The sequence below is a fragment of the Embleya sp. L77 genome (assembly GCF_055557415.1).
In genome coordinates this window covers 3,034,485-3,060,362 of the sequence record NZ_CM145709.1, presented here as the reverse complement: position 1 = coordinate 3,060,362, position 25,878 = coordinate 3,034,485, and the positions used below count along the sequence as shown (strand labels likewise).

The 25,878-nt window shown below is 70.3% G+C and carries 20 protein-coding genes and 1 tRNA gene; 10 read left to right on the top strand and 11 right to left on the bottom strand.

Annotated elements, in window-relative coordinates; translation table 11 throughout:
• Positions 1-658 precede the first annotated feature (658 nt).
• Positions 659-1,246, top strand: a complete 588-nt coding sequence (locus tag ACZOOI_RS12870; RefSeq protein ID WP_465280779.1) for a hypothetical protein — start codon at positions 659-661, stop codon at positions 1,244-1,246.
• Positions 1,247-1,506: 260 nt separating this feature from the next.
• Here ACZOOI_RS12870 and ACZOOI_RS12865 read toward each other — a convergent pair.
• Positions 1,507-1,579, bottom strand: a tRNA-Lys gene (locus ACZOOI_RS12865).
• Between the two features lie 474 nt (positions 1,580-2,053).
• Here ACZOOI_RS12865 and ACZOOI_RS12860 point away from each other — a divergent pair.
• The gene (locus tag ACZOOI_RS12860) at positions 2,054-2,215 is read left to right on the top strand and encodes a hypothetical protein (protein WP_465280778.1); all 162 of its coding nucleotides are present in this window, start codon (positions 2,054-2,056) and stop codon (positions 2,213-2,215) included.
• 163 nt (positions 2,216-2,378) lie between these two features.
• Here ACZOOI_RS12860 and ACZOOI_RS12855 read toward each other — a convergent pair whose 3' ends face one another.
• Both ACZOOI_RS12855 and ACZOOI_RS12850 read right to left on the bottom strand, forming a co-directional pair.
• Positions 2,379-2,621, bottom strand: coding sequence for a hypothetical protein (locus tag ACZOOI_RS12855; RefSeq protein WP_465280777.1), 243 nt, complete (start codon positions 2,619-2,621; stop codon positions 2,379-2,381).
• 172 nt (positions 2,622-2,793) lie between these two features.
• Positions 2,794-3,552, bottom strand: coding sequence for a hypothetical protein (locus tag ACZOOI_RS12850; RefSeq protein WP_465280776.1), 759 nt, complete (start codon positions 3,550-3,552; stop codon positions 2,794-2,796).
• Positions 3,553-3,899: 347 nt separating this feature from the next.
• Here ACZOOI_RS12850 and ACZOOI_RS12845 point away from each other — a divergent pair, with 347 nt between their 5' ends.
• Positions 3,900-4,799 (top strand): DUF72 domain-containing protein, encoded by a 900-nt coding sequence (locus tag ACZOOI_RS12845; RefSeq protein ID WP_465281177.1) that lies wholly within the window; start codon positions 3,900-3,902, stop codon positions 4,797-4,799.
• Positions 4,800-5,495: 696 nt separating this feature from the next.
• On the opposite strand, the gene ACZOOI_RS12840 is transcribed toward ACZOOI_RS12845, so the two are convergent.
• Entirely contained in the window at positions 5,496-5,957 is a 462-nt protein-coding gene (locus ACZOOI_RS12840; RefSeq protein ID WP_465280775.1) for a winged helix-turn-helix transcriptional regulator, read from the bottom strand.
• Positions 5,958-6,213: 256 nt separating this feature from the next.
• Here ACZOOI_RS12840 and ACZOOI_RS12835 point away from each other — a divergent pair, with 256 nt between their 5' ends.
• Complete coding sequence (locus tag ACZOOI_RS12835) at positions 6,214-7,581, top strand: MFS transporter (RefSeq protein WP_465281176.1); 1,368 nt, start codon at positions 6,214-6,216, stop codon at positions 7,579-7,581.
• A 268-nt stretch (positions 7,582-7,849) separates the two neighbouring features.
• Here ACZOOI_RS12835 and ACZOOI_RS12830 read toward each other — a convergent pair whose 3' ends face one another.
• Entirely contained in the window at positions 7,850-9,493 is a 1,644-nt protein-coding gene (locus ACZOOI_RS12830; protein WP_465280774.1) for an MFS transporter, read from the bottom strand.
• 192 nt (positions 9,494-9,685) lie between these two features.
• Between ACZOOI_RS12830 and ACZOOI_RS12825 the strand changes: the two genes are divergently transcribed.
• On the top strand, positions 9,686-10,177 hold the full coding sequence (locus ACZOOI_RS12825; RefSeq protein ID WP_465280773.1) for a MarR family winged helix-turn-helix transcriptional regulator: 492 nt from the start codon (positions 9,686-9,688) through the stop codon (positions 10,175-10,177).
• Positions 10,178-10,376: 199 nt separating this feature from the next.
• Here the strand turns inward: ACZOOI_RS12825 and ACZOOI_RS12820 are convergent, their stop codons facing one another.
• The gene (locus ACZOOI_RS12820) at positions 10,377-11,759 is read right to left on the bottom strand and encodes an MFS transporter (RefSeq protein WP_465280772.1); all 1,383 of its coding nucleotides are present in this window, start codon (positions 11,757-11,759) and stop codon (positions 10,377-10,379) included.
• Positions 11,760-12,013: 254 nt separating this feature from the next.
• Between ACZOOI_RS12820 and ACZOOI_RS12815 the strand changes: the two genes are divergently transcribed.
• Positions 12,014-12,592 carry a CGNR zinc finger domain-containing protein gene (locus ACZOOI_RS12815; RefSeq protein WP_465280771.1) on the top strand — a complete coding sequence of 193 codons (579 nt, stop codon included), beginning with the start codon at positions 12,014-12,016 and terminating at the stop codon, positions 12,590-12,592.
• 419 nt (positions 12,593-13,011) lie between these two features.
• Here the strand turns inward: ACZOOI_RS12815 and ACZOOI_RS12810 are convergent, their stop codons facing one another.
• Positions 13,012-14,445: an ice-binding family protein gene (locus ACZOOI_RS12810; RefSeq protein WP_465280770.1), complete on the bottom strand. Its 1,434-nt coding sequence runs from the start codon at positions 14,443-14,445 to the stop codon at positions 13,012-13,014.
• A gap of 830 nt (positions 14,446-15,275) precedes the next feature.
• On the opposite strand from ACZOOI_RS12810, the gene ACZOOI_RS12805 reads away from it, so the two are divergent.
• A complete protein-coding gene (locus ACZOOI_RS12805) occupies positions 15,276-16,454 on the top strand; it encodes a macrolide family glycosyltransferase (RefSeq protein ID WP_465280769.1) in 1,179 nt (392 codons plus the stop codon).
• Between the two features lie 21 nt (positions 16,455-16,475).
• Here the strand turns inward: ACZOOI_RS12805 and ACZOOI_RS12800 are convergent, their stop codons facing one another.
• Together ACZOOI_RS12800 and ACZOOI_RS12795 are read right to left on the bottom strand one after the other, a co-directional pair.
• Positions 16,476-16,859, bottom strand: a complete 384-nt coding sequence (locus ACZOOI_RS12800) for an SRPBCC family protein (protein ID WP_465281175.1) — start codon at positions 16,857-16,859, stop codon at positions 16,476-16,478.
• Positions 16,860-16,957: 98 nt separating this feature from the next.
• On the bottom strand, positions 16,958-17,818 hold the full coding sequence (locus ACZOOI_RS12795; RefSeq protein ID WP_465280768.1) for an NAD(P)H-binding protein: 861 nt from the start codon (positions 17,816-17,818) through the stop codon (positions 16,958-16,960).
• Positions 17,819-17,993: 175 nt separating this feature from the next.
• On the opposite strand from ACZOOI_RS12795, the gene ACZOOI_RS12790 reads away from it, so the two are divergent.
• Positions 17,994-18,395 carry a winged helix-turn-helix transcriptional regulator gene (locus ACZOOI_RS12790; RefSeq protein WP_465280767.1) on the top strand — a complete coding sequence of 134 codons (402 nt, stop codon included), beginning with the start codon at positions 17,994-17,996 and terminating at the stop codon, positions 18,393-18,395.
• Positions 18,396-18,623: 228 nt separating this feature from the next.
• Here the strand turns inward: ACZOOI_RS12790 and dnaE are convergent, their stop codons facing one another.
• Together dnaE and ACZOOI_RS12780 are read right to left on the bottom strand one after the other, a co-directional pair.
• On the bottom strand, positions 18,624-22,172 hold the full coding sequence (gene dnaE / locus ACZOOI_RS12785) for a DNA polymerase III subunit alpha (RefSeq protein ID WP_465280766.1): 3,549 nt from the start codon (positions 22,170-22,172) through the stop codon (positions 18,624-18,626).
• Between the two features lie 290 nt (positions 22,173-22,462).
• A complete protein-coding gene (locus ACZOOI_RS12780; protein ID WP_465280765.1) occupies positions 22,463-22,783 on the bottom strand; it encodes a DUF2277 domain-containing protein in 321 nt (106 codons plus the stop codon).
• Between the two features lie 440 nt (positions 22,784-23,223).
• Between ACZOOI_RS12780 and ACZOOI_RS12775 the strand changes: the two genes are divergently transcribed.
• Together ACZOOI_RS12775 and ACZOOI_RS12770 are read left to right on the top strand one after the other, a co-directional pair.
• Positions 23,224-24,216, top strand: a complete 993-nt coding sequence (locus tag ACZOOI_RS12775) for a PP2C family protein-serine/threonine phosphatase (protein WP_465280764.1) — start codon at positions 23,224-23,226, stop codon at positions 24,214-24,216.
• Positions 24,217-24,569: 353 nt separating this feature from the next.
• Complete coding sequence (locus ACZOOI_RS12770; protein WP_391588065.1) at positions 24,570-25,796, top strand: LLM class flavin-dependent oxidoreductase; 1,227 nt, start codon at positions 24,570-24,572, stop codon at positions 25,794-25,796.
• Positions 25,797-25,878 lie beyond the last annotated feature (82 nt).

The following is a 25,878-nucleotide window of genomic DNA, read 5'->3' as shown; positions in this document are numbered from 1 at the left end:
GCGCACCGCCCGTCACCCGACAGCCGCCACCGACCTCCCGGTTCCCCCGGCCGACACCTCCGGCCTGCACCACGAGCGTCCCAGCACCCCGAACTAGACCAACAGGCTATTCACCCGAAAGCATGAAAAATACATAACCGCCCAACGCCGGTCGTCGTGGCCGAGCATGCCGTAGCGAGGTGTCGCCCTCGTGGGCCCCCGAGACGAAGAGGCGGGCGCACCATCCAGGCCAGGCCGGGGATGGAACACGGGTACTCGACCGATCGGACTTCGGTGGCGGAAACCATCGGCCGTCAAGCTGCTGCTCGGCGCACTCTCGGATCTGGTGCTCATTCCTGCGTTGGCCGTGATTCTGCTGGTTTCCTCGGTCAAGCTTGCCCGTCACGATTTGAGCTGTCAGGCCGCCTCACCCTCGGCTCCAGGGCCTGTGACCTGCGCGCTTAACCTTCGGTGTCACGAACGAGCGTCCGTCAAAGTCCGATGGCACGCACTCAAGGTTCGATGACACCGGACATGTGGGTCCGATGCCACCGAACCTTGAACGCGTGCGGCCGAGTGTCAGCGGGCGTCCATCGCCTCGTTTGTGCGCGTCCGACGAGCGGCCGAACTGCCGCAGGGAGATGGTGGGGGAGAGACGCGTGCTTTGAGAGGCGGAGAGATGACCACCGTGCACAGGCTTGACACAACGCTGATCAAGTACCAGGAGTCCGTCCGCCAGCAGCATGACGCACTGACCCGCTCCATACGGCAATCATCGTCCCCCGCACGGCAGTGGCACCAAGACGTGCAAGCACTGCAAGTCGCAGTGATGCAGGTGGGCAATTCGGCTCCCGCACAGGCGATGCGCGATACCGAAGCGCGCACCGACTCTCTGTGGCGGACGGCAAAGATGATGGAAGATCTGGCGCACCCCCCGTTCAACCTTCGCCCATCGGTCTGGGAGATCGTTGGAAAACTCTGGCGAATCTTGGATCTCGGCTTGCTTCGCCCGTCAACCAGCGGCCGTCTCAACGAGGACCAAAGGCAAGTGGTGCACTCGTTCGTCGAGTTCGTTATGCCCGCGCTGCATGGACTCGCGACGGACGTCGCTCGGGCACAGCTACAGGACATAGTGGCCACTTCGTTCGTTGGCGTCGCAGTGGACGACGGCGACGTCGACATGACCGAAGGGTCGGCCATTCTGGAGGCGGTTGCGACGGCGTTCGACGCCGCCGAACTCGCGGGCGAGATCTGGGACCATGCGTAGGTGCCGACCGCTCGATCCATACGTCAAGCGGCAACCTGGCACCGAGCCCGTCCGAGCGCAGCTGACGGGGCGAACCGTTTACGGAAAGTAACCCGGGCTTTCCGCTCTTCGTATCAGGGCTCCCCGCTCTTTGCGCCACCCGACACCCGTGAAGTACTTGTGCGCTAACTTCGCGCTAACCTTCGGCGCTCGACTGGGGCCGACTAGTTTTCCGCGATCACAAACCTGCTGGTCACCGCCTTGAATGCGGTTACCGACGGTGGGGCGCCAGGGGGTCGGACCCTGCACCGGCGGATTAAAAGTCCGCTGCTCTGCCAATTGAGCTAACGGCCCGGTTGGGTGTCGGCGGGTGTTCCGCTTTTTGCCCACCGGCAGAGTACCGGTATCGGATCGAACATGCTGCGAGTATCCCCGGACACGCCGTGACCTGCGGGGATGTGGATGCGGACGCCTGGAGCGGCGAGGCAGCCACGAGTGCCCGAAGCCTGCAAAACGGACACGCCGGGCAGCCCTTCGCGGGAGCGCGCCCGATGCGACGGGGCGCAGAAGTACGTGAGCAAGGTCGAAAATCCACGTGCGTTGAGTTCGTCCGTGGGCGTCCGCGCTCACCTGCGCGCTCGCCAGGGCCACATCGCAGGCTCGCAGCGGACGCGGTTTTGTCACTCTTCGTGGTGCGCGAAGCCGCTTTCCCGAGGAACGCCCGCCCCCGCTACCGCGCTGCGGCACTACGGAATCCGCCTCCGGTGTCAGGGTGTGCGCCTGCCGGGGTGCGGGGCCGACCCTGGCGAGCGTCGGCGGCGCGGATCGGTGGTTCTCGACCTCAGCCACGCGGGCCGGGCCCGGCTCACCCGTGTCAGCGACCTGACCGTCGTCCCGGGCGCGCGGGCCACCTGCTCGCCGGGCTCTGGGCCTGGAGGCGGTTACGGACTGGCCCGCGACTGGTTCGCCCGGCACGTGACGGCCGGCTGAGGCCCGCTTGGCCTGTCGTCCTCCGGCCGCCGCCCCCGGCGACGAACGGTGCCTGACGGCCTGTCAAGTGTCGGGCAGCGGCACGGTGCCGGGGCCATGCCCCGACTCCCGTGCCGCGTACACCTTCTGGCCGGGCGTCAGCACACCGCCCGCCTCCGGGCGGTTACTCGGTGCGCAGCCCCTCGGGTCGCATCAGTCGCCACAGAGCTGGCAGGCCCAGCACCGTCACCGCCATGACTGCGGCGCCGCCTACGGCGGTTACCGATGCGATGAATCCTGGGTCCAGGTGCGGGTGTTCGTCGAAGACGGCCAGCAGGAGCGACCCGAGGCCGAGGCCCCCGGCGAGCGCGAGGGTCAGTCCCAGCACCATGGGTACCGCGGCCTGGGCCAGCAGGGACAGTGCCATGGTGCGGCGGGGGTGCCGAGTGCGGCCAGTGCGGCGAGGGGGCGTCGTCGTTCGCGCATTTGTTCCAGTGAGGACACGAGCATGCCTGCGGCGACGAGGCCCAGGGTCAGGGTCGCGCCGGCGAGGAGTCCGCGGCGGATGTTCGCGAACATGCGGTCCTCGGTGGTCGCGGTCAGGGTGAGGATCGAGGCCGGGGGTCGATCCGGGTTGCCGCGTTGCGTACCCGGTCGGCGGCGTCGTCGCGGTTCGGGTCCAGGCGCACGAAGGCGGTCAGTCGTCCCTCCACCGACCGGCTGGCAGCCCCCAGCGCCTCCGGCGTCAGGAACAGCCCCCACCGCGACGCGCGCGTCGGATCGGCCGCGGCGGCGACGTCGGTGACCGATCGCGGTACGGTCCACGCCACCGGGCGGTCGCGACCGGTCATGGTCAATTCCACCACGCTGCCCGGCCCGACCTGCGGTTGCCCGTAGGGGGACGCCACGGTGAACACGTCACCCGGCGCGCACGCGCCCACGTCGACGATTTCGCGAAGTGCCGTGCATGTTCCGACGGCCAGGGGTAACTCGCCGCTCCCGGCCACCCCCCGCACGCGCGCGGACGTCGTGGTGAACGTGAACGCGGAGCGTACCCCGGCGGTCGTGGCGAGCGCGGTCGCGCCGGTCGGATCGCTCTTCGTGTTCACGTACATGTCGGCGCGGTCCGGGTCCTGGCCGGTCTGCGTGGTGAAGCCGCCGGCGAGGCCGGCCAGCAGCATCTGCACCGCGATGGCGCCGGCCACCGCGACGGTCACACCGCCGACCAGCCGCGTCGAGCCCGCCGCGTCGGCGGCCCGTCGTCGCCGGGCCAGCAGCCAGGGCAGCGGGCCGCGACCGCCCCAGGCCGCGACCGCGGCCACACCCCCCGGCAGCAGAGCGGTGAGGCCGACGAGCACGAGGACGATCCCGGCGGCGGCGAGCCACGGTGCCCAGCCTCCGCCGCGCGTGCCGCCGCCGTTCGTCAGGATGAGCAGCAGCGCGGCGCCAGATGCTGACCGTGACGACGCTGACGGAGGTCGTCGAGTTCCTCCGTGAGCACCTCGCCGAGTGACGGAGCCCGGCCGCGTGCTGTTCCCCGCCGGCGCGCGGGAGTCTTCGGCTCACAGCGGGCTCACGGCGGTCGGAGTCCGCGCACGCGATCGGCCACCGTGGCTGAGAAACCGGCGAGGCCGGGAGTGGCATGCGCCGGCGGGGGCTCGGGGATGTGGGCTGGATGGCGTTGGTTGTCGCGGCCGTTCGTGGGGTGGGCATCGAGTGGTCGGCGGGGGGCAGGGGTTGGGGCGTGGCGCGGATACGGTTGGGGAGCTGTGGGTGGACGGATCGGGGATTGGTGGATGCCGGGTGGTATCCGGTGGGGTGTACGAGTGCGGAGGCGCGGCTGCGTTATTACGCGTCGCGGTTTTCGCTCGTGGAGGTCGACTCCACCTACTATCACCTTCCTTCGGAGCGCAACGCCCGGTTGTGGAGCGAACGGACGCCCGAGGGCTTTGCGTTCAATGTGAAGGCGTTCTCGTTGTTGACCGGTCATCCGACTCGGGTCGAGGCTCTGCCGCGGGATCTGCGCGGGTCCTTGGTCAGGGGGAGCGTGTACGCGCGCGATCTGCCGACGGGGGTGGTCGAGGAGGTCGCCGGTCGGTTTCGTTCGGCCTTGCGGCCTCTTCACGAGAGCGGCAGGTTGGGCGTGGTTCTGCTTCAGTTTCCGCCCTGGTTTCTTCCGGGCGCGCAGGCCGAGCAGTACATATTGCGGTGCCGGGAACTGTTGTTTCCGTATCGGGTTGCCTTCGAGCCGCGTAATGGCGCCTGGGTGACGCCCGAAACGTTCGCCTTCCTTGGCAAGGAACGCATCCCCTATGTGTGTGTGGACATGCCCCAGGGGCATGTCGAGGCGGTGCCTCCGGTGGTGCGGGTCACCGCCGAACTCGCGATCGTTCGCCTGCACGGGCGCAGCGCCCATTGGCGGGAGGGCGACGCTCGGGAGAAGTACCGCCACGACTACACCGACGGCGAACTTGCCGAGTGGGTACCCAGGATTCGGCGGCTTGCGCGGGACGCCGAGGAGGTGCATGTGCTGTTGAACAACTGCTGTGGCGCCACTGCCGTCACCAATGCTGCGAGCCTCCGCGACATGTTGATGGTTGCCTGAGGCGCGATACCGATCCGGTGCCGGGGCGGGCCGGGCGGGGGCCGATTCCGGCCCGGCCGTGGTCCCGGCCTCGACCCGGCCTGCCCTGACCCCGGCCCCTGCCCCTGCCCGGCGTTGTCGGCTGCCATGTTGCCGATCGGGCTGCCGGGTGACCGGTACGCCGGCGAACGACGCGGGCAGGCCCACCAGTTCGTCGCCGGCCGCGTCGACCGGACGAAGCGGGCCGGCGTCGGTGCGGTGCCGGGTGATCTCGTCCAGGATGCCCATCCTGCGCGGCACCGTCATGTGCACCTCGCTGTGGAAGTCGACCGCCTGACCGCCCGGCCACAGCTCCCGGGCCCGCTCGACCACGGTGACCTGGTACCCGTACCGGTGCAGCCAGTGGGCCGGCGCCGGACCCACGATGCTCGCACCCGAGATCGGCACGTTCTTGCCCATGGTCTTCTCCCCGCGTCCTCGGCCTGGCTCGTCCCTGCCGATGACACCGATGCGGGTCCGCCGCGCTGACCGGGCACGCACGGTGCACTGACCGGCACGGCCGGCGGTCGGAGGCGGGCGGCGGGTGGCGGCGGCCGGCGGCGAGCGGGTGGCAGGGCGGCGGGGCGGCGGGCGGGCGGCCGACAGAGGCGGCGGGCGGGGTAGGCCGGCAGTGGGCGGTGCGCCCCAGCGGCCGCCCACCGGACTCCACGGGCCGGCTCAGCGACCGGCGGAGGCCGGCTCGGCGTGCAGGCCCGCCTCGGCGTCGGCGCGCGCGTCGTACCGGGCCCGGGCCTCCGCGATGCGTTCCTGGTGCTCCTCGGTCCAGGTGACCAGGGAGCGGATCGTGGTGTGCAGCGTGCTGCCCATCGGGGTGAGCGCGTAGTCCACCCGCGGCGGCACCACCAGGTGGACAGTGCGCCGGACCAGGCCGTCGCGTTCGAGTTGGCGCAGCGTCACGGTGAGCATGCGCTGGCTGATCCCGTCGATCTCCCGACGCAGCTCGGTGAAGCGCAACGTGCGGCTCTCCAGGATCGCGATGACCAGGAGCGACCACTTGTCCGCGACCCGGTCGAGGATCTGGCGCACCTCGCACCCTTCGCGAACGTCCCACTGGAGCGCGTCGTAATCGTCCTGGTTACCCACGCAGGGGGTCGGTTCCTTTGAAGTGCCTTCTTCCATGGAAGTCGATGCTGCCGAAGGATGGGGGTGGTTACAAGAGGGAACCGGGTTCGTTCGGATAACCGAGTCCCGGGGCCTCGACGCCGCCATCACACCCGCATCCAGCGTCCCGAGGGGCTGCCGCATGTCCGCATCCACGTCCTCGTCCACCCCCACCCCCACTACCGACACCGCCTCGCCCGTTTCCGGCTCGGGGTCGGGCGGGGTGGAGGCGCCCGGAACGCCGCACCCGCCGCCGGAGAACGACGCGGGTCGGATGGGCGCCCGCGCGTGGGGCATGTTGATCGTGCTGTGCGGCGCGATCTTCCTGGAGGGCATCGACGTCGCGATGCTCAATGTCGCGCTCCCGACGATCCGCGAGGACCTGGGCATGTCCACCGGCGCGGTGAGCTGGGTGATGAGCGCGTACGTGCTCGCCTACGCGGGTTTCATGCTCCTGGGCGGCCGTACGGCCGATCTGCTGGGTCGGCGACGGATGTTCGTGTTCTGGCTGGCCGTCTTCCTGGTGTTCTCCGGCCTGGGCGGGTTCGCCACCGAGGGCTGGATGCTGATCGTCGCGCGCTTCGTGACCGGCGCCTCGGCCGCCTTCATGACGCCCGCCGGCTTGTCCGTCATCACCACGAGCTTCGCCGAGGGGCCCCAGCGCAACCGTGCCCTGCTGTTCTACGCGGGCACCGCCGCGGGCGGCTTCTCGCTGGGCCTGGTGATCGGCGGCCTGCTGACCGCGATCGACTGGCGGCTGGTGTTCTTCGTGCCGGTCGCACTGGCCGCGGTGATCCTGGCCCTGGCCCTGGCGCTGATCCCCGCGGACGGCCGACCCGACCGGGCCGGTCGGGGCTTCGACGTGGCGGGCGCGATCAGCGTGACCGGTTCGATGTTGCTGCTGGTGTACGGCGTGGTCCGGCTGGAGCACCCGGCGCGCGGCTGGTGGTGGACGATCGCGGCCTTCGCGGGCGGGATCGCCCTGCTGCTCGCGTTCGTCGCCGTCGAGCGTCGCGCCGCCGCCCCGCTGGTCCGGCTCGGCATTCTGCGCTCGGGAGCGTTGGTGCGGGCGAATCTGGGCGCGATGTTGTTCGCGGGCTCGTTCTTCGGCTTCCAGTTCGTGGCGGTGTTCTACCTCCAGGAGGTACGCGGCTGGTCGACCCTGGAGACCAGCTTCGCGCTGCTGGCGGTGGGCGTGGACGCGGTGCTCGCGCCGACGGTGACGCCGCGGCTGGTCGACCGGTTCGGCAACCTGCGGGTGATCCTGGGCGGGATGTTGTCGGCCGCGCTCGCCTACGCGCTGTTCCTGTCCATCGACGCGGACACCTCGTACCTGGCGATGTTCCCGACGATGTTGCTGCTCGGATTCGCCTTCGCGATGGCGTACGGGCCGCTCACGATCGCCGCCACGGACGGCATCGACGAGGACGAGCAGGGTCTGGCGGGCGGAGTGTTGTACACCGCCTTCCAGTTCGGCGCGGCGCTGGGCCTGTCCGCGGTGACGGCGGTACTGGCCGGCGCGGGCGGCTCGGAGCTGGGCGGCTTCCGGACGGCGTTGATCGTGCCGCTGGTGGGCGTGCTGTTGGGAGCGGTGGTGACCGTCCCGGGCCTGCGCAGGCGGGATGGCGTCCCGGTCGCCTAGGGGCGTTGCCCGTCCATGGGCCTCGGGCCCGCGCGGGCGGCATCGCGTCCCGGTCGCCTATCAGGGGCTTTGCCCGTCCACGGACCTTGGCGGAGGTTTGGTCTCGCTCGGTGCCCTGCGGGCGATCCGCCGTACGGAGCCGCTCGCCGATCGATGGGATCGGCGAGCGGCTCGGCGCCGGCGCCGGCGCCGGTCCCGGGTCAGGCTCAGGCCCCGGCGCAGGCTCCTTCTCAGGGCCCCGGCGCAGACTCCGGCTCCGGGTCGGGCTTCAGGCTCGGGTGGAGCCGGTCAGCGGGGCGGGGGCCGATGCCTGGGCCGGGATGCGGGTGGTGGTCGTGCCGGCGGGTGTCTTCGGCCGGCGTACGCCGATCGTCAGCACGGTGACCGCGGCGGCGACGAACATCCCCAGCCCGGCGATGGTCATGCACAGGTGCAGCGCGTCCGCGAAGCTGTTGCCGACGGCGGACAGGGCCTTGCCGGTGGCCTCGGGGGGCAGGCCGAGGTGGCCTGCTGCCGAGAGGCCCTCGTCCGAGACGGCCGAGGTGACGTGCTCGCGGTCGGCGGGGGCCAGGCCGGAGGCGGTCAGGTTCTCCGGCAGGGCGGCGGCGATGCGGTTGGTCAGCACCACGCCCAGTACGGCCGGGCCGAGTGCGCCGCCGAGTTGGCGCAGGGTGTTGTTGCCCGCACTCGCCATGCCGGCCAGGTGGTGCGGCACGCTGCCGACCGCGACCGAGGTGATCGGCGTCATCACGAAGGCGAAGCCCACGCCGATCACCACGAGCGGACCGGCCATCGCGGCAAAGCCGGTGTCCGGCTCCAGGGTGTTCAGGGTCAGCATGCCGATCCCGGTGACCACCAGGCCGAAGGTGAGCAGCGCACCCGAGGGGATCCGGCCCATCAGCCGGCCGACGATCGGGCCGATCACCACGGTGAGCCCGTTGATGAGCAGGAAGCGGTAGGCGATGTCGAGCGCGCTCAGGTGCTGGACGTTGCCGAAGAACAGGCTGAGCGAGAAGACGATCCCGACCAGGCCGAACATGGTGATCATGGTGACCACGCCGGCGCCGGTGAACGAGCGCGACGAGAACAATTTGAGCGACAACATCGGTGTCGCCGAGCGGTGTTCGATCACGATGAACGCGGCCAGGCCGAGGATCGCGAGCGCGAACGCGACCAGGACCGGGCCGTCGGTCCAGCCGATGGTGCCGCCCTCGATCACGCCGTAGATCAGGCCGGTGATCGCGATGATCGCGGCGATCTGGCCCGGCACGTCGATGGCCCGGCCGTGTGGCGAACGGGAGTCCTCCAGGAGTATCGCCGCGATCGCGGCACCGACCAGGCAGACCACCACGATCGGGGCGAAGATCCAGCGCCAGGAGGCATGTTCGAGAATCGTCCCGCTCAGCAGCGGGCCCAGCGACATGCCCAGGCCCAGCGACGCGGCCCATGCGGAGATGGCCTTGGCGCGGGCCCGGAAGTCCGGGTAGGCGTGGCTGATCAACGCCAGGCTCGAGGTGAGCAGGGCGGCGCCGCCCGCGCCGGAGAGCGCCTGGCCCACCCAGACCTGGGCGACGCTGTGCGCGGTGAGATTGGTGGCGGAGCCGGCCGCGAGCAGGAGGAGGCCGGCCAGGAATGCCTTCTTGCGCCCGTACAGGTCGCCGATCAGGCCGAAGGTCAGGATCAGCGCCGCCATCGGCAGGATGAAGATGTCGCTGATCCACTGGAGGTCGCTCGTGGACGCGTCCAACCCGCGCTGGATGGTCGGCAGGGACACCGCCACCCCGCCGATCGGCACGTACGAGGCGAATACGCCGAGACATGCGAGCACGACGGTCAGGGCGGGGCGGGCCACGGTGGTGGTCGGCGGCGAGGCGGCGGCCGACGAGGCGACGGATTGGGGGGTCGTGGGCATGGTGCAACAACCTTCCAAGTTCTACGTAGCCTGTTAAGTTATCAGAAGACTTAGAACTTATACGAGGGCTGGCACATTGTTCGGTGTCTGCCAAGGCGTCGGATGCCGAGCCGCCGATCCGCGTGCCCTACGGTGACCAGGTGAGGCGCCCCCGCGGCGCAGGCCCCGCCTTTCGGAGAAGGGAAACGCGCGATGCCCGCCCCCCACGAAGTCGCCGAGCCCGCGTGGAGCGAGCAACTGCCGCATCTGCTCTGGCGTGCACAACAGTCCATGCAGCGGCTGCTCAACGAGGGGCTCGAAGGCATCGGCGTTTCGATCAACCAACTCGGTCTGGCCGGCCGACTGGACGAGAACGGCGCGATGTCCGCCGCCGACCTCGCTCGCGCCCACCACATCACCCCGCAGAGCGTGACCACCGCGGCGGCCGCGCTGGAGCGGGCGGGATGGATCGTTCGCCGGCCGCACCCGGTACACAAGCGGGTGGTCCTGCTGGAACTGACCGCGCTGGGCAGCGCCGGCGTCGCCGAGGGCCGACGGGTGATCAAGGAGGCCGACGGCCTGATCAGCCGGACGATCGGCGCCGAACAGGCCGAGGCGTTCGCGGCCAACCTGCGGATGATCACCGCGGTGGTCGACGGTCCGGACACCCCGGCGGCCCGGATGTGGCCGGAGCCGCCGCGGTAAGTACGGGTGGGTGAGTCGGGCCGCGGTGGCAGGTGGCCGCGAGGCGGTGGGCCGGGATCGCGGATCACGCGGGGCGCGGATGCGGAGGCGTCGCGGCTGCGTCCCTGGCGGACGCATCACGGATGCCTTCTTCGGGAGCGACATCCGCTGACCCCGGAGCTCGTGCTCGCCGAGTTCGTGGCCCGGGGAACGCCACGGATCAGCCGATGTCCGTCGCGCTCGGCACCCGCAGCGCGGGTGCCAGCCGATCCTCGGTGACGACTCGCAGGTACACCGGAATCGTGGCCGCCACGGCGAGCGCGAACACCACGAACGCGGCGCGCACTCCGAACCACTGGGCGAGCCCGCCGATCAGGCCGGCGCCGAGCGGCATCGCACCCCAGCCGAGCAGCCGGGCCGCCCCGCTGTAGCGGCCCATCATCCGTTCGGGCACCAGGTTCTGGCCGATCAGCCGGGAGTCGACCGACCACAGCGTGCCGCCCAGGCCGCCGACGAAGGCGGCCGCGGCGACCGCCCACAGGTTGGTGGTCAGCGCGGGCACCGCCATCATCGCGAAGGTGCCGACCAGGTCGGCGAGCATCACCCGACGGTGGCCGATCAGCCGATTGAGCCGCCCGACGAGCAGCGCGCCGAGCAGGCCGCCGACGCCCAGGGCGCTCAACACCACGCCGTACTCGCGGGCGGACAGATGCATCAGGTCGTGCGCGACCAACGGCATCAGCGCCAGCCATCCGCCCCAACTCGCGCACAGCACGGTGAGGATGAGGGACATCGTGCGGAGCAGGCGATGTCGCCAGAGGAAGCTCAGGCCGACGCCGATTTGACGGGCGACGGACTCGGGGGCGGGTGCGCCGGCGTCGGAAGCGGCCGGGGTGCCCGCGGTACCGGTCGGGGTGCCGGTGGACGGCTCGGCTCCGCTCTCGTCGACGGCCGGGTCGGCCCGATCGGCCCGGTCGGTGGCGGCCCGGAAGCGTCCGGTGAGCAGGAGCAGCAGCAGGCTCGCGGCGAGGTACGCGACCCAGGTCGTCCCGAGCGCCAGGCCGGTGCCGGCGGCCAGCAGCAGGCCGCCCACGAACGGGCCGGCGAACTCGTTCGCGGCCGTCTCGGCGCCGGTGATCAGCGCGTTGGCGCGCTCCCTGTCGGCGCGCGGGACGATCGCCGGGACCAACGCCGCGGTGGCGGTCAGCGCGATCACCTCGGCCACGCCCAGGACCAGCCCGCCGAGCGCGAGCACGACGAGGCCGGCCCGGCCGCCGAGCACGATCGCGATCAGCGCGCCGATGGTGAGCAGCCGCATCCCGTCGGCCAGCCACAACAACCGGCGCCGATCGGCGCGATCCACCAGCACCCCGACGGGCAGCGCGACCAGGAGCCACGGCAGCGTCAGCGCGAGCGAGACCAGCGAGATCAGCGCCGGGGAATCGGTGCTGCGGGTGGCCAGCACCGGCAGCGCGATCTTGGTGATGCCGTCGGCCAGGTTGGTGACGAGGGTGAAGGCCAGGAGTACGGAGGTGTTCCGGGCACCGGCCGGCTTCGCGATCCGCCCGCTCGGTGGGTCGACACCGACGCTCTGCAAGACCATCGCCCGTCCTAACTGTCAAAGCTGTTCACCGGTTAGCACGCCGGCTCGATCGTGGCACCGACGCACGCGCACCGTCAACCGGTAAAATCGTTAGCCGGTTAGTGAAGAGGTAGGCTGGCCCGACCGGCGACCGGACCGAATCACCCGGCCCACGCCGGATCGGGACCCCACCGGTCCGGGACCGCACCGGACCCGATACCGCACCGGCCGAAACGGCCCCGGACCCGAGACCGCATCGAAACGGAGGGCCCGAGATGCTCGAAGCACCCGCTTCCGCGGTGCTGATCGAGGCGTTCGTGAACACGATCGACGTCGAACTCGGTACGGACGAACTGACCACGCCACCCGAACTTCGCACCTGGCTGGCCGCCCGGGACCTGCTCGATCCCGCCGCCCGGGTGACTCCGACGGACCTCGACGCCGCGCTGCGACTACGCGCCGGCCTGCGCGAGAAGCTGGGCGTGCCCGTCGGCACCGCCCCCGACCCACGGCAGCTCCGGCAGGCCGACGAGGTTTTGCGCGCCCTGCCGGTGGTGTTCGTGTTCGGCACCGACGGGCATCCCGGCGGCTTCACGCCGAGCCCCGAACTCCCCCCGGTGGACCGGGCTTTGGCTCGACTCACCATCGCCTGGGCCGAGTTGGTCGCCACCGGCGAATCGACCCGGCTCAAGCGCTGTGCGGAACACGGCTGCGCATGGGTGTTCTGGGACGTCTCGAAGAACCGCAGCCGCCGCTGGTGCTCGATGCGTGTATGCGGAAACCGCACCAAAGCCCGCCGCTACGCGGCCAGACACACCCCCGCCCCCCGTCCCGAAGCGCCGACCACGGATTAGCCGGGGCCGGTAACGAGTTAGCGAATCGGCCGGGAGGGTCGGATCGCCTGTGCCCCTCGCGCAGGGCCTCGATTCGACGACGCACGTGATCGAGGGCGTGGGGGCGCCCCGGCTTCATCTTCCGCAGCCGGGACGTCCCGCTACGCAGCGTACTCGATCGATGACCGGAAAAGTTCCCAATGAGTCGTGAATCGATCAGGGGATCCGGGACATCGTGGTGCTCCGTTTGCGCGGCATCACGAGAGTGCGGCGGGTTGCCGCGCGCTCGGCGAGTTGTCCGTCGCCGGGGCCGCTGCCGGTACGGGCGAGTGTGGCCAGCAGGGTCCGGGGACGCGATCCGCCCCCGTCCGCAGTCCTTTTCGGACGCGGCCGGGGGCGGATGGCTGTGGCGGTGTGGGCCTCACCGCCGGATCGTTACGTTATCCGTCGATGCCTCCCGATTCGGTGCGATCGGTGCGGCGCTTGCGCTGGAGGATCAGGACGAGGGCGCCCAGAGCCAGGATTGCGGCTCCGATGCCGGCCATCGGACCGACGAAGTTGTTCGAACCGGTGGCCGCCAGTTGCGGGTGGGCTCCGGGTGCGGGCGCATTCTGCGGGGCCTTGTCGTTCGCGGCGTCACCGCGGTGGTGGGCGGGGCCGCCGTTACCCGGTGCTTGGGCGTCCGCCGCGTGGGTGGGCCGTTGAGGACCGCCGTTACCCGGTGCTTGGGATTCCGCTGCGTGGGTGGGCCGTTGGGGACCGCCGTTACCCGGTCCGTGGGACCCGGCTCCATGGGTGGGTCGGTGCGAGTCGGTGGGGCGACCCGACGCGGGCGGAGTGGAAGCGCCGGGGCTCGAGGTGGCTCCCGGTCCTCCCGGGCCTGCCGGACCCGAGGGACCTGCCGGGCCTGCCGGACCCGAGGGGCCCGCCGGGCCTGCCGGGCCTGCGGGGCCTGCCGGACCCGCCGGACCCGGGGAGCCGGGTGCACCAGGCGAGCCGGGTGCGCCGGGGGAGCCGGGTGCGCCGGGAGAGCCGGGTGCCCCGGGGGAACCGGGAGCGCCAGGCGAGCCGGGAGCGCCAGGTGAGCCGGGAGCCCCGGGCGACCCGGGCGGCCCGCTGGGTCCCGGAGGTCCGCTGGGTCCGGGAGGCCCGCTCGGTCCCGGAGGCCCGCTCGGTCCGGGCGAGCCGCTCGGGCCGATGATGCAGGTCGGCTTGGTGATGACGTTGGTGTCCAGGGTGGTCGAGCCGTTGCGGGCGAGGGCTCGGCCCTCGATGGTCGCTCCGGTGGTGACCGAGATGGAGGTCAACGCCATGATCGTGCCCTTGAAGCTGGTGCCCGTCCCGAGCGTGGCCGAACTGCCGACCTGCCAGAAGACGTTGCACGCCTGGGCGCCGTTGATGAGTGCGACGGTGCTGGAGGACCCGGTGATCAGAGTCTCCGCGATCTGGAAGATGAAGACCGCGTTCGGGTCGCCCTGTGCGTCGAGGGTGACGGTGCCGGTGAGGCTGAGCGGCCCGGTGGACTTGTAGACGCCGGCGACCAGCGTCTGACCGACGAGGTCTCCCGCAACGCTCGCGGTCGGGGCCCGTCCGGCGGCGTCGTTGTAGGCGATGGTCAGGTCCGCCTGCGGCCCGTCTGCCGCCGGGGCTGTTTGGATGGTGCCGTTGATGACGATTCCCGGGGGAAAGCCGACGACCGAGGAGCCGGGGCTGACGCCCACGTTCCCGCTGATGACGCTGGGGCCGGTGTTGGTGACGGTCTGCCCGCCCAGCACCGCGTAGCTGTCCGCCGTCCCCAGGAGGACCGTGGCGGGTCCCGCCGCACGTGCGCCGGGCGCTATCGACACGAGGGCGGCCGAGGCCAGTAGCACCATCCCGAGAATGATCGCCGCCAACGCGGCGGATCGGGAATGCCTCGGTTCTCGGAAGCCCGTGGAACGAGCACCATCGATTGCCATGAACTGGGCCTTTCGCATACTCGGTGTCGCCGTCGAACGACCGGCGGGCAGACGCGTTCCGGGACGGGGTTGCCACAGGCGTCGGGGCGACGAGGGGTGGGCGAGCGCGTTGTTCGGAGGTGCGTGGACGTGCTCGCCCGTGGGACAAAGGGCGCGAATCAGTGCAATTCATCGCCCAATGTCCGCAATGAGATCATCCGCTGATCACAATTACCGGGAGTCAAACGGGTGGTTTTGTGCGACTCCCCGAACGCCCCGTCCCGTTGGCGACGGATGGCCCCGGGCGCACGCCGATTCGGGATTCCCCGGCGTGTCGGCGCGGCGATCGACACGCGAACGCGTGATCGTCCGCGGCGTGGCCGCCTCGGCCGGATTCCGCTGCCGCGCTGCGCAGCGCACAGCCGTGCATGGCCGCTCCCGAACCGCCCGCCGTCGAGTGCGGGCGTCAACCTCGGCTCGAGTGCCTCGTCACGAGGGGACTCCGCGCGCGCCGTCGTGAATCCTGGGCCGGCTCACGGTGATTACGCCGTCCCGGTCACCGATGCGGCGGTTCCGGAAAGTCGGTTGGTTCGGGACGAACACCCGGGATACCGTCGTGCGCATGTGCTTCCAACAGATCTACGGCTGACTCCGGCGAGGGCTGTGCCCTCGATCCGCCCGCACCGGGTCGCGCGTGACGTACGCGTCGACGCCCGGGTCGTCGGGCTGTGTGTCCACCCCGCCGTAGATTCGAAACGAGAGCTCGCATGTCCCAGCGTCGCCGTGCCCACATCGCGATGATCGGCGTCCCCGCCGTCAGCCATGTACTGCCCAGCCTCGAAGTCATCCGCGAACTGGCCGATCGTGGCCATCGCGTCAGCTATGCCAACGACCCCGTCGTCGCCGACCTGATCGCGCCGACCGGGGCCGAGTTGGTGCCGTACCGCTCCACGTTGCCGGTCGGCGACAACGACTGGCCGGCCGATCCGATCGCCGCGATGGGCACCTTCCTGGACGACGCGATCCAGGCGCTGCCGCAGTTGCGCGCGGCGTACGACCACGATCCGGCGGATCTGTACCTCTACGACATCGGCGCCTACGCCGCCCGGGCCCTGGCCGAGCGCCAGGATCGGCCGATCGTGCAGATCTCGCCGACGTACGTGGCCTGGCGGGGCTACGAGGACGAGGTGCTGCCCGGGATGAAGCAACTGCCGGGCGCGGACGCGTACTGGGCGCGATTCGCGGCCTGGCTCGAGGACTCCGGCGCGACCACCACCGACGTGGACCTGTTCGGCGGCCGGCCCCGCCGGGTCGTGGCCACGGTCTCGCGCGCGATGCAGCCGAACGCGGCGCTCGTGGACCCGGCCGTGGTCGACTTCGTCGGACCGTGTCTCGGGCATCGCGCGGACCAGGGGGAGTGGACCCGCCCGGTCGGAGTGGAGCGGGTGCTGTTGATCTCGCTGGGTTCGGCGTTCACCCGGCAGCCGGAGTTCTACCGGCGGTGCCTCGCGGCCTTCGGCGACCTGCCGGGGTGGCATGTGGTGCTCCAGATCGGCCGGCACACCGACCCGGAGGACCTCGGCACGATTCCGGGCAACGTGGAACTGCATTCCTGGGTACCGCAGTTGGCCATTCTGCGGCAGGCCGACGCGTTCGTCACGCACGCCGGCATGGGCGGCTGCGGCGAGGGGCTGACGACCGGCGTGCCGATGATCGCCGTACCGCAGGGCGCCGAGCAGTTCGCCAACGCGGATCGCCTGGTCGAACTGGGCGTGGCCCGCCGCCTGGACACCGCGGATGCCACCCCGGAGGCGCTGCGCGGCGCCCTCCTCGACCTGACCTCGAACCCGGAGGTGGCCGCCCGCTCGGCCCGACTGCGGGAAGACGCGATCGCGGAGGGCGGCACGGCCCGGGCAGCCGACCTGATCGAGGCCGAACTGGGTTGATCCCGAGGCGGCCGGCCGGGCTCAACCTGCCCGCCCGGCCGCCCGGGACCTGTCCTCCATCGTGCTCTTGACCAGGTCGGCGCCGTACGCCATCGCCTGCCGCATCGGCTCGGCGAGACCGTCGGGGAGCACCTCACGGGTCCAGCCGAACGTGCAGCGGCCGGCGGCCGTCGGCCGCACCCGCATGGTCGCCCGGTCGTGGGTGGGCGTGGCGCTGCCGCCGATCACCGCGTAGGTGACGCTGCGCCCTTCGGGATCGACCTCGATTAGCCGCTCATTCGGTGATGCCGGTGCGCCGGTGCGCGGCGTCGGTGCGACGCGGGACGGGAACGCATCTCGCGATACGCGCGGCGCCTGCGACCCGCGCAACCTGCACCGACGGCAGCGCCCACGAGCCCACGGCACACCCCGAAAGCGCCCCCGAGGCGGCTCGATGCCGTGCTCGGGGGCGCTTCCTTGCACCCGCGTCTTTACCCGCGTCCGTAACCGCGTCGAGGGTGCGGTCAGCCCTTCAGCGCCACCGAGACCGTGTCCGCGAGCGGCGTGGTCGGGCGGCCGAGCAGGCCGGACAGATCGCCGGTGATGCCTTCGAGCGCGCCGCCGGCGATCTGCACGTCGGAGTCCACGAGCAGCTCGACGAGGAACGGCGGGAGGCCGGCGCCGTTGAGGATCTCGGTGTACTGCTCGGCCGGCAGGTTCGCGTACACGACGTCCTTGCCGCTCTGCTTAGCCGCCTCGGCGGCCAACTCGGCCAGGCTCCAGTTGGTGTCGCCGGTGAACTCGTACACCTTCCCGGCCTGGTCCTCGCTCAGCAGCACGACGGCCGCGGCCTCGGCGTAGTCGGCGCGGGCGGCGGAGGCGACCCGGCCCTCGCCGGCGGAGCCCGCGATCGCACCGCGCTCGACGGCGTCGGCCAGCGAGCCGGTGTAGTTCTCCGTGTACCAGCTGTTGCGCAGCAGCACGCTGGGCAGGCCGGTGGCGGCGATGCGGACTTCGGTGTCGCGGTGCACCCGGGCCAGGCCGAGCGGGCTCTTGTCCGCGGCGTAGAGCGAGGTGTAGAGCAGCAGGCCGACCCGGGCCTCGGCGGCGGCGGCGACCACGGCGGTGTGCTGTGCGATCCGGTCCGCCTCGGGACCGTTGGAGGACACGAACAGCAGCTTGTCCGCACCGGTGAAGGCCGGCACCAGCGTCTCGGGCCGCGTGTAGTCCGCCTCGCGCACCTCGACTCCGCGGGCCGCGAGGTCGGCGGCCCGGGCCGGCGTGCGTACCGCGGCGACGATCTCCGAGGCCGGGGTGCCGCGCTCCAGGAGGGCGTCGATGACGAGGCGGCCGAACTGCCCGGTGGCTCCGGTGACGACGATCATGGCGAGTTCCTCTCTTCCGCGCCGAACCCGTCGTCCGGCCGCTGCCCAAACGATGGCACTAACTTTTTGAAAGCGCAAGCTCTGAGAGAGTGCAGTGCTTTCGGAAGCGCTGACGCGGAGGTAGCCTCGGTACGTGCCGACGCAGCCGCAGGTGCAGACGACGAAGGGGGCAGCGATGGAAACCGTGACCGAGACCGGGCCGGACCCGACCCCGGAGTTCGAGTTCGACGTGTTCGCCAGGGCATGCGTCTCGCGGGGGGCGATGGAGCACATCACCGGCCGCTGGGGCGTGCTGGTCCTGGGCGGGCTGTTCGACGGGCCGCTGCGTTTCAACGCGCTGCGCCGTCGGGTCGACGGGGTCAGCGAGAAGATGCTGGCGCAGACCCTTCAGGCGCTGGAGCGAGACGGCTTCGTGCTTCGCGAGGTGCACAGCGCGATCCCGCCCCGGGTCGAGTACACGCTCACCGAACTGGGCGCCGCGACGGCGGCCAAGCTGCTCGATCTGATCCGGCACCTGGAGGGGCACATGGCACAGGTGCTGGCCGCACGCGAGGAGTACGACCGGGCGCACGCCTGAGCGCCGAGGGCCCGGGCGCCTGAGGGCTGCGTGCCCGAGTGTCGAACGCCGGAAGAAGGCGTGTCCCAGCGTCGCGTGCCGAGTGTCGCGTGCCCGAGCGTTGCTCACCCGGCCGACGGCCGGGAGACGACCGAGGGGTCGGGATCACGAGACGCGCTCTCGTGATCCCGACCCCTCGGTCGCTCCCGCGGGTTCCGGGTCGTCCGACTTCCGTCGGTCCGGGCCGGCTCAGATGCTCCAGACTCCCGCGCCCAGCATCGACTTGATCTCGCCCGCGAGGCCGCCCTCCGGGTTGACCCGGAAGTCGAGGTTGTAGCGGGTGCGCATGCGTGCGCTCTCCAGGATCAGGTGCACCGGGTTGTCCCCGGGGTGCGAGGAGAGCACCCGCTTGATGTCCTTCACCAGCTTCTCGTTGACCTTGGTGGTGGGCAGCCGCAGGCACACCGGAGCCTTGCCGCCGTGTTCGGCCGAGCCGATGTCCAGCGGGACCAGTTCGGAGCCGAACACGCTCAGCGCGCCGTCGCGCTCGTTGAGCCGGCCCTTGATGCTGACCGCGACGTCCTCCTCCAGCGCGTGTGCGACGAGCGTGTAGGACTGCGGGAAGAACAGCACCTCGATCTCGCCGTCGTGGTCGGCGAGGTTGATCATCGCCCACGGCGAACCGCTCTTGTTGACCTTGCGCTGGATGCCGGTGATCAGGCCGGCGAGCTGTACCTGACCCTCGGTGCGGCCGGAGTTCTTCAGCTCGGTGATCGAGGTGTCGCGGTGGCGGGACAGGATGTGCTCGGCGCCGTCGAGCGGGTGCGCGGAGACGTACAGGCCGAGCATCTCGCGCTCGGTGGCCAGCTTGAGCTTGCGCGGCCATTCCTGGTCGGTGAGCGTGAAGTCGAGTCCGACGGCCGGTTGTTCGGCGGCCTCGTCGCCGCCGCCGAACAGGTCGTACTGGCCCGCGGCCTCCTGCTTCTTCAGGCCCACCACCGCGTCCAGGGCCTGCTCGTGTACGTCGACCAGGGCCCGACGGGTGTGCCCGAGCGCATCGAACGAACCGGCCTTGACCAGCGATTCGATCGCGCGCTTGTTGCACGCGGGCAGGCCGATCTTGGTCAGGAAGTCGGCGAAGGAGTTGAACTTCCCCTTGCTGGTGCGCGCTTCGACGATGTCGTTGATGACGTTGTCGCCCACGTTGCGGATCGCCCGCAGGCCGAACCGTACGTCCGAGCCGACGGCGGTGAAGTCGGCCACCGACTCGTTGACGTCGGGCGAGAGCACCCGGATGCCCGCCGACCTGGCGTCGGCCAGGTACATGCCCATCTTGTCCTTTTCGTCGCCCACCGAGGTGAGCAGCGCGGCCATGTACTCGGCGGGGAAGTTCGCCTTGAGATAGGCCGTCTGGTAGGACACCAGGCCATAGGCGGCGGAGTGCGACTTGTTGAACGCGTAGCCGGCGAACGGGACCAGCACGTCCCACACCGCCTGGATCGCCTCGTCGCCGTAACCGCGTTCGCGGCAACCCGCCTGGAACGGGATGAACTCCTTCTCCAGGACTTCCTTCTTCTTCTTGCCCATCGCCCGGCGGAGCAGGTCGGCCTGACCCAGGCTGTAGCCGGCCAACACCTGTGCGGCACGCTGCACCTGCTCCTGATACACGATCAGGCCGTAGGTGGGGCCCAGGACTTCGTTGAGCGGCTTCTCCAACTCCGGGTGGATCGGCGTGATTTCCTGCTGCCCGTTCTTGCGCAGCGCGTAGTTGATGTGCGAGTTCATGCCCATCGGGCCGGGTCGGTACAGCGCGGAGACCGCGGAGATGTCCTCGAACTCGGTCGGCTTCATCAGCTTGAGCAGCGCGCGCATGGGGCCGCCATCGAGCTGGAACACGCCCAACGTGTCGCCGCGGGAGAGCAGTTCGAAGGTGGTCGGGTCGTCGAGCGGGATCTTCTCGATGTCCACGTCTACGCCGCGGTTGGCCTTGATGATTTTGATCGCGTGGTCGATGATGCCCAGGTTCCGCAGACCCAGGAAGTCCATCTTGACCAGACCCATCGATTCACACGACGGGTAGTCGAAGCCGGTGATGATCACGCCGTCCTTGTCCCGCCGGTGCAGCGGGATCAGGTCGATCAGCGGGGTCGAGGACAGGATCACCGCGGCGGCGTGCACGCCGGTGCCGCGGGTCAGGCCCTCGATGCCGCGCGCGGTGTCGATCACCATCTTCACTTCGGGGTCCGACTCGTACAGCGCGCGGATCTCGCCGGCCTCGGTGTAGCGCGGGTGGTCCTTGTCGAACATGCCCGCCAGCGGCATCGACTTGCCCATGATGTCCGGCGGGTACGCCTTGGTGATTCGGTCGCCGGTGGCGAACGGGAAGCCCAGGATCCGGCTGGAGTCCTTGATCGCGGCCTTGGCCTTGATCGTGCCGAAGGTGTTGACCTGTGCGGTGTAGGCGGAGCCGTACTTCTCGGTGACGTAGCGCACCATCTGGTCGCGTTGGCGGTCGTCGAAGTCGATGTCGACGTCCGGCGGGTTGATCCGCTCGGGGTTGAGGAAGCGCTCGAACAGCAGGTCGTAGTCGAGCGGATTCAGGCCGGTGATCCCGGTGAGGTAGGCCACCATCGAACCGGCCGCCGAGCCTCGGCCGGGGCCGACGGGGATGCCGTTGTCCCGGGCGTACTGGCAGATGTCGGCGACCACGAGGAAGTAGGAGTCGAAGCCCATGGGCGTGATCACGCCCATCTCCAACTCGATCCGGTCCAGCACCTCCTGGCTCGGGTTGTCGCCGAACCGCCGCTGCAGACCCTCGGCGATCTTCTTGCGCAGGTACGTCGCCTGCGTCTCGCCCTCCGGGACGTCGAACTGCGGCATCCGGTTGACCTCGGCGAACACCTCGTCGTAGGGCTGGATGCGCTCGGCGATGGCCAGGGTGTTGTCGCACGATTCGGGCAGTTCGCCGAACAGCGCGCGCATTTCCTCCGAGGTCTTGATGTAGTAGCCGGTGCCCGCGAACTTGAACCGGTTCGGGTCGGCCTTGTTCTTGCCCACGCCCACGCACAGCAGCGAGTCGTGCGCGTCGGCCTGGTCCTCGGTGACGTAGTGCGAGTCGTTGGTGGCCAGGAGCGGGATGTTCAACTCCTTGGCGATCCGCAGCAGGTCCTGACGCACCGTGCGCTCGATGTCGAGGCCGTGGTCCATCAGTTCGAGGAAGTAGTTCTCCTTGCCGAAGATGTCCTGGTACGCGGAGGCCGCCTTGATCGCCTCGTCGTACTGACCCAGGCGCAACCGGGTCTGCACCTCGCCGGACGGGCAGCCGGTGGTGGCGATGATGCCCTCGTGGTGCTGTGCGATCAGCTCGCGGTCCATCCGGGGCTTCATGTAGTAGCCCTCGATGGATGCCAGGCTGGAGAGCCGGAACAGGTTGCGCAGGCCCTGCGCGTTCTCCGCCCACATCGTCATGTGGGTGTACCGGCCACCACCGGAGACGTCCTTGCCGCCCTCGCCGTCCTCGCTCGGCGCGCGTTTGCCGCCGGGCGCCCAGAACTCGGGGCGGCGGGCGAAGCGAGTGCTGGGGGCGACGTACGCCTCGATGCCGATGATCGGCTTGACGCCGTGCTTCTTGGACGTGCCCTGGAACTCGTAGGCCCCGAACATGTTGCCGTGGTCGCTCATGGCCACCGCGGGCATGCCCTGACGGGCCACCTCGGCGAACAGCTTGTCGTTCTTCGCCGCTCCGTCCAGCATCGAGTATTCGGTGTGGACATGCAGGTGAACGAACGAGTCAGACACGGTGTGTGAGGCTCCTCGGAGGGGGCGGCGGGGACCATCCACCATAACGCGGTGGAGGGCGGCAACCGGGTGTCCGAGGCAGGTGTCCACCACCCGCCGGCGAAGGCTTTTCCGAGTCGTTTCCGACCCGTATCCGAGTGGCCCCACAGTGGCCTGCGAAGCGGTTTATGCGGTGCTTCGTCAGGGTTTGGTGGGGGTGTCGCGGGGCTTTTGCGGAGCGCCGAGCGGGTTGTCGCGTCGGCTGCCGGTCGGCTGTCGCGGCGGGCTCTCGCGTCGGGTCGTCGTGGGTCTCAGCGGGCGCCGGCGGGGGCTTCGGCGGGGGCATCGGTGGCGGTCTCGGCGGGGGTCTGCGCGGCGGCTCGGGCGGCGGCCTCGCGACGGCGCAGCGGGGGGAGGGTGGGGGGTGGTTGGCGGCGCTCGGGGAGCTCGGCGAGCAGCACCTTCGTCGCCTCGGCGATCGCGGCCACGGCGCGCTCGACGGCCTCCTCGGTGCGGGGCGACGTGGTCTGCACGCCACCCACCTTGCGGACGTATTGACGGGCGGCGGCTTCGATCTCCACGTCGGTGGCGGCGGGGTCGAGTCCGCGGAGCGTCGTGATGTTTCGGCACATACCTTTCAGGCTAGGCGGGGCGGCCGACATCCGCGGCGCGCACGCGGCGCTGCCGTGGCCAGGGGGCCTGGGTCGACAAGGGCCGGCCTGCGGCCTGCTTGTCCTCAAGCGCCGGACGGGCTGGGTTTGGTCGGGTTGCTCGGTTGGGCTGTGGTTGGGAATGGTGGGGCCGCCGGTGTGGGTTGGCCGGCCTGCGGCCTGCTTGTCCTCAAGCGCCGGACGGGCTGAATTTGGTTCGGTTGCTCGGTTGGGCTGCGGTGGGGTTTGGGTGGGTTGCTCGGTTGGGCTGCGGTTGGGTTTTGGGTGGGTTGCTCGGGTGGGGTGTGGTTGGTACGGCGGGGTGGGTGTGGGGGTTCGGGTGCGTGTTCGGCGCAGTGGCCGTTGCCTTGGGGGGGTTTGGGCGTTGGGCCTGGTGTGGGTTTGAGTGTGAGGAGTGGCGGATGGGCACGGTCGGTGCGGGGCCCGGGCGGCTGCTGGTTTCTTCGGGGACGCGCGACCACCGCTACGACCCGGCGACCGCCTGGCGGGTGTACCAGGGCGAGGACGGCAGCCTCACGGTCAGCACGGACGCGTGGCAGGAGGAGTCGCACACGCTGATGGCGATCCGCACCGACTGGTACGCCGACGCCGCGGCGGCCTCCGCGGCGGGCGGGATGCCGCCGGACGTGGCCGGTCGGGTCACCCGCGCGTTGGGCGCGGAGCCGGTTCCGCCGCCGCCGTACCGCGACTTCGCCGAGGCGTTTCGCGCGGGTGTCACGCCGGCCCATCCGGAGCCGGTCGCGGGCCTGGAGCTGGCCGTGCGGCATCGGCCCGCGCAGGACGAGTTCGGCGTGGGCGGCGACTGGTACGAAGTGTTCACGCTGGACGACGGCCAGGTCGCGCTGGTGGTCGGCGACGTCCAGGGCCACGGCGCGAGCACCGCGCCGATCATGGCCAGGATCCGCACCCTGCTGCACGCGTACGCGGTGGTCACTCCCGATCCCGGCCGGGCGCTCGGGTTGGTGAACGACTTCCTGGACCGCTTTCCCGGTCCCGCGTACGCCACCTGCACGCTGGCTTACCTGGACCCGGCGACCGGCAGTCTACGGGTCGCGCGGGCCGCGCATCCGCCGCTGCTGCTCGCCGATCCGGCCGGGACGCCGCGGATCGAGGACGTCGACGGCGGGCTGCCGCTGGGCATGCTGGCCGATCAGGGCTATCCGTGCACGACGCTGACGGTGGCTCCCGGGGAGACCCTGGTCCTGGTCACCGACGGGCTGGTCGAGGGCCCGCAGTTGGCGCTGGACCGGGGCATGGAACGGCTCGCGCACCGCTTCGAGCGCAGCCGGGGCCTGGACCTGGAGGCGACCGCGGAGCGCTTGTTCGGACTCGCCGACCTGACCGGTCACCGGGACGACGTGACGTTGCTGCTGGCGCGGACGAAGGCGGGTTGACGCGTCGCATTTCGCCGCGTCACAACGATGTCGAATAAAGGGCGGCGGCGATTGTCGACCGCCCTTCGATTTCGGGCCGAGCGGTGTTTTCCTCCACGTTTCCGAGCCGGTTGCGCCGGGGCGGAGCAGAGGTGTCGCGGGCCACAAAGGGCGGTTCCCCTGGAACTTCCGCCTTTGGCGCGAGAGGATCTGACTATGCGTCAGCTCGATGTCCCGGGCGGCGCCTGGCATCTGACGTGACGTTAGCCACGTGTAAACAAAGTTCCGGCCGACGCTCGCATACTGTCCCGTACGCAGACCTCATACAGGCGTATGCAGCGCTGGTTGAACCAGGCGATTTTGGGAGGCTCCACGTGGAGTTCGGCATCTTCCTGAACGGGTACACCCCCGGTCCGGCCGCTCACGATCGCGCGAGCGAGCACCTCGTGCTCATGCGCGAGATGGAATTGGCCATCAAGGCCGACAAGCACAACTGGAAGTACGCCTGGTTCGGCGAGCACCACGGTCTGGTCGAGTACAGCCACATGTCGGCTCCCGAGGTCGTCATCGGCTACGTCGCGGCGAAGACCGAGCGCATCCACCTGGCGACCGGCATCAACAGCCTGTCGCCGCGCAAGGAGCACCCGGTCCGCTACGCCGAGCGCGCCGCGATGATGGACCACATCACCGAGGGCCGCTTCGAGTGGGGCACCGGCCGTGGCGCGGGCAGCCACGAGATGGCCTCGTTCAACATCATGGACAAGAACTCGACGAAGACCGAGTGGGACGAGGTCGTTCGCGAGATCCCCCGGATGTGGGCGCAGACGGACTACACGTTCGAGGGCGACCACTTCACGGTGCCGACCCCGCACGACATCCACCCGAAGCCGTACGGCGAGTCGCACCCGCCGATCTGGGTCGCCTGCGGCAACCCGGCCACCTTCGGCAAGGCCGGCTCGATGGGCATCGGCGCGATCGCGTTCAACTTCGAACCGGTCTACAACCTGAAGGGCCGCATCGAGGCCTACAAGGAAGCCGCCGAGAACCCGGTCGAGATCGTCGGCGACTACCAGAACAACAACGTGATGATGACGAACGCCGTCATCTGTCTGTCCGACCGCAAGCGCGCTCGCGAGATCGCGCTCAGCAAGGGCCGCGGCTACCTGGTCACCCTGGTGAACCTGTACCACGACACCATGCCGAAGTCGGCGGACGCGATCACCTGGCCGTCGCCCACGTTCGACCTCTCGATGGGCGGCGACGAGCTGCTCGACCAGCTGATCGAGGGCGGCTACATGCTCGTCGGCACCCCGGACGAGGTGTGCGAGCAGGTCAAGGCGTACCAGGAGGTGGGCTGTGACCAGCTCGTCTTCGGCATCAACGACGGCATGACGCACGAGGAGAACCTCGAGATGATCGAGCTCTTCGGCAACCAGGTCATCCCCGAGTTCGACAAGGACCCGGAGCACTCGACCACCAAGTACCGGCGCAACGCGGTGCCGAAGTTCGGTCGTTTCCAGGGCGCGGGCCCGGACCCCGACCTCAAGGTCGAGGTGCTCCCGACGAGCGCGGTGCTGCCGCTCCCGTACCCCTCGGCGTAATCCGGGCGGGCATTCGAACAGGTCCGAGGCCATCGGGGACATCCCGGTGGCCTCGTGCATTTCGGCGAGGGGGACGGGCTCG

Bases quoted from the DNA above. Each gene is read 5' to 3' on its own strand.
- ACZOOI_RS12870 (WP_465280779.1), top strand. From the start codon at position 659: ATGACCACCGTGCACAGGCTTGACACAACGCTGATCAAGTACCAGGAG.
- ACZOOI_RS12855 (WP_465280777.1), bottom strand. From the start codon at position 2,621: ATGGCACTGTCCCTGCTGGCCCAGGCCGCGGTACCCATGGTGCTGGGA.
- ACZOOI_RS12840 (WP_465280775.1), bottom strand. From the start codon at position 5,957: ATGGAAGAAGGCACTTCAAAGGAACCGACCCCCTGCGTGGGTAACCAG.
- ACZOOI_RS12835 (WP_465281176.1), top strand. From the start codon at position 6,214: ATGGGCGCCCGCGCGTGGGGCATGTTGATCGTGCTGTGCGGCGCGATC.
- ACZOOI_RS12830 (WP_465280774.1), bottom strand. From the start codon at position 9,493: ATGCCCACGACCCCCCAATCCGTCGCCTCGTCGGCCGCCGCCTCGCCG.
- ACZOOI_RS12825 (WP_465280773.1), top strand. From the start codon at position 9,686: ATGCCCGCCCCCCACGAAGTCGCCGAGCCCGCGTGGAGCGAGCAACTG.
- ACZOOI_RS12820 (WP_465280772.1), bottom strand. From the start codon at position 11,759: ATGGTCTTGCAGAGCGTCGGTGTCGACCCACCGAGCGGGCGGATCGCG.
- ACZOOI_RS12815 (WP_465280771.1), top strand. From the start codon at position 12,014: ATGCTCGAAGCACCCGCTTCCGCGGTGCTGATCGAGGCGTTCGTGAAC.
- ACZOOI_RS12810 (WP_465280770.1), bottom strand. From the start codon at position 14,445: ATGGTGCTACTGGCCTCGGCCGCCCTCGTGTCGATAGCGCCCGGCGCA.
- ACZOOI_RS12805 (WP_465280769.1), top strand. From the start codon at position 15,276: ATGTCCCAGCGTCGCCGTGCCCACATCGCGATGATCGGCGTCCCCGCC.
- ACZOOI_RS12795 (WP_465280768.1), bottom strand. From the start codon at position 17,818: ATGATCGTCGTCACCGGAGCCACCGGGCAGTTCGGCCGCCTCGTCATC.
- ACZOOI_RS12790 (WP_465280767.1), top strand. From the start codon at position 17,994: ATGGAAACCGTGACCGAGACCGGGCCGGACCCGACCCCGGAGTTCGAG.
- ACZOOI_RS12780 (WP_465280765.1), bottom strand. From the start codon at position 22,783: ATGTGCCGAAACATCACGACGCTCCGCGGACTCGACCCCGCCGCCACC.
- ACZOOI_RS12775 (WP_465280764.1), top strand. From the start codon at position 23,224: ATGGGCACGGTCGGTGCGGGGCCCGGGCGGCTGCTGGTTTCTTCGGGG.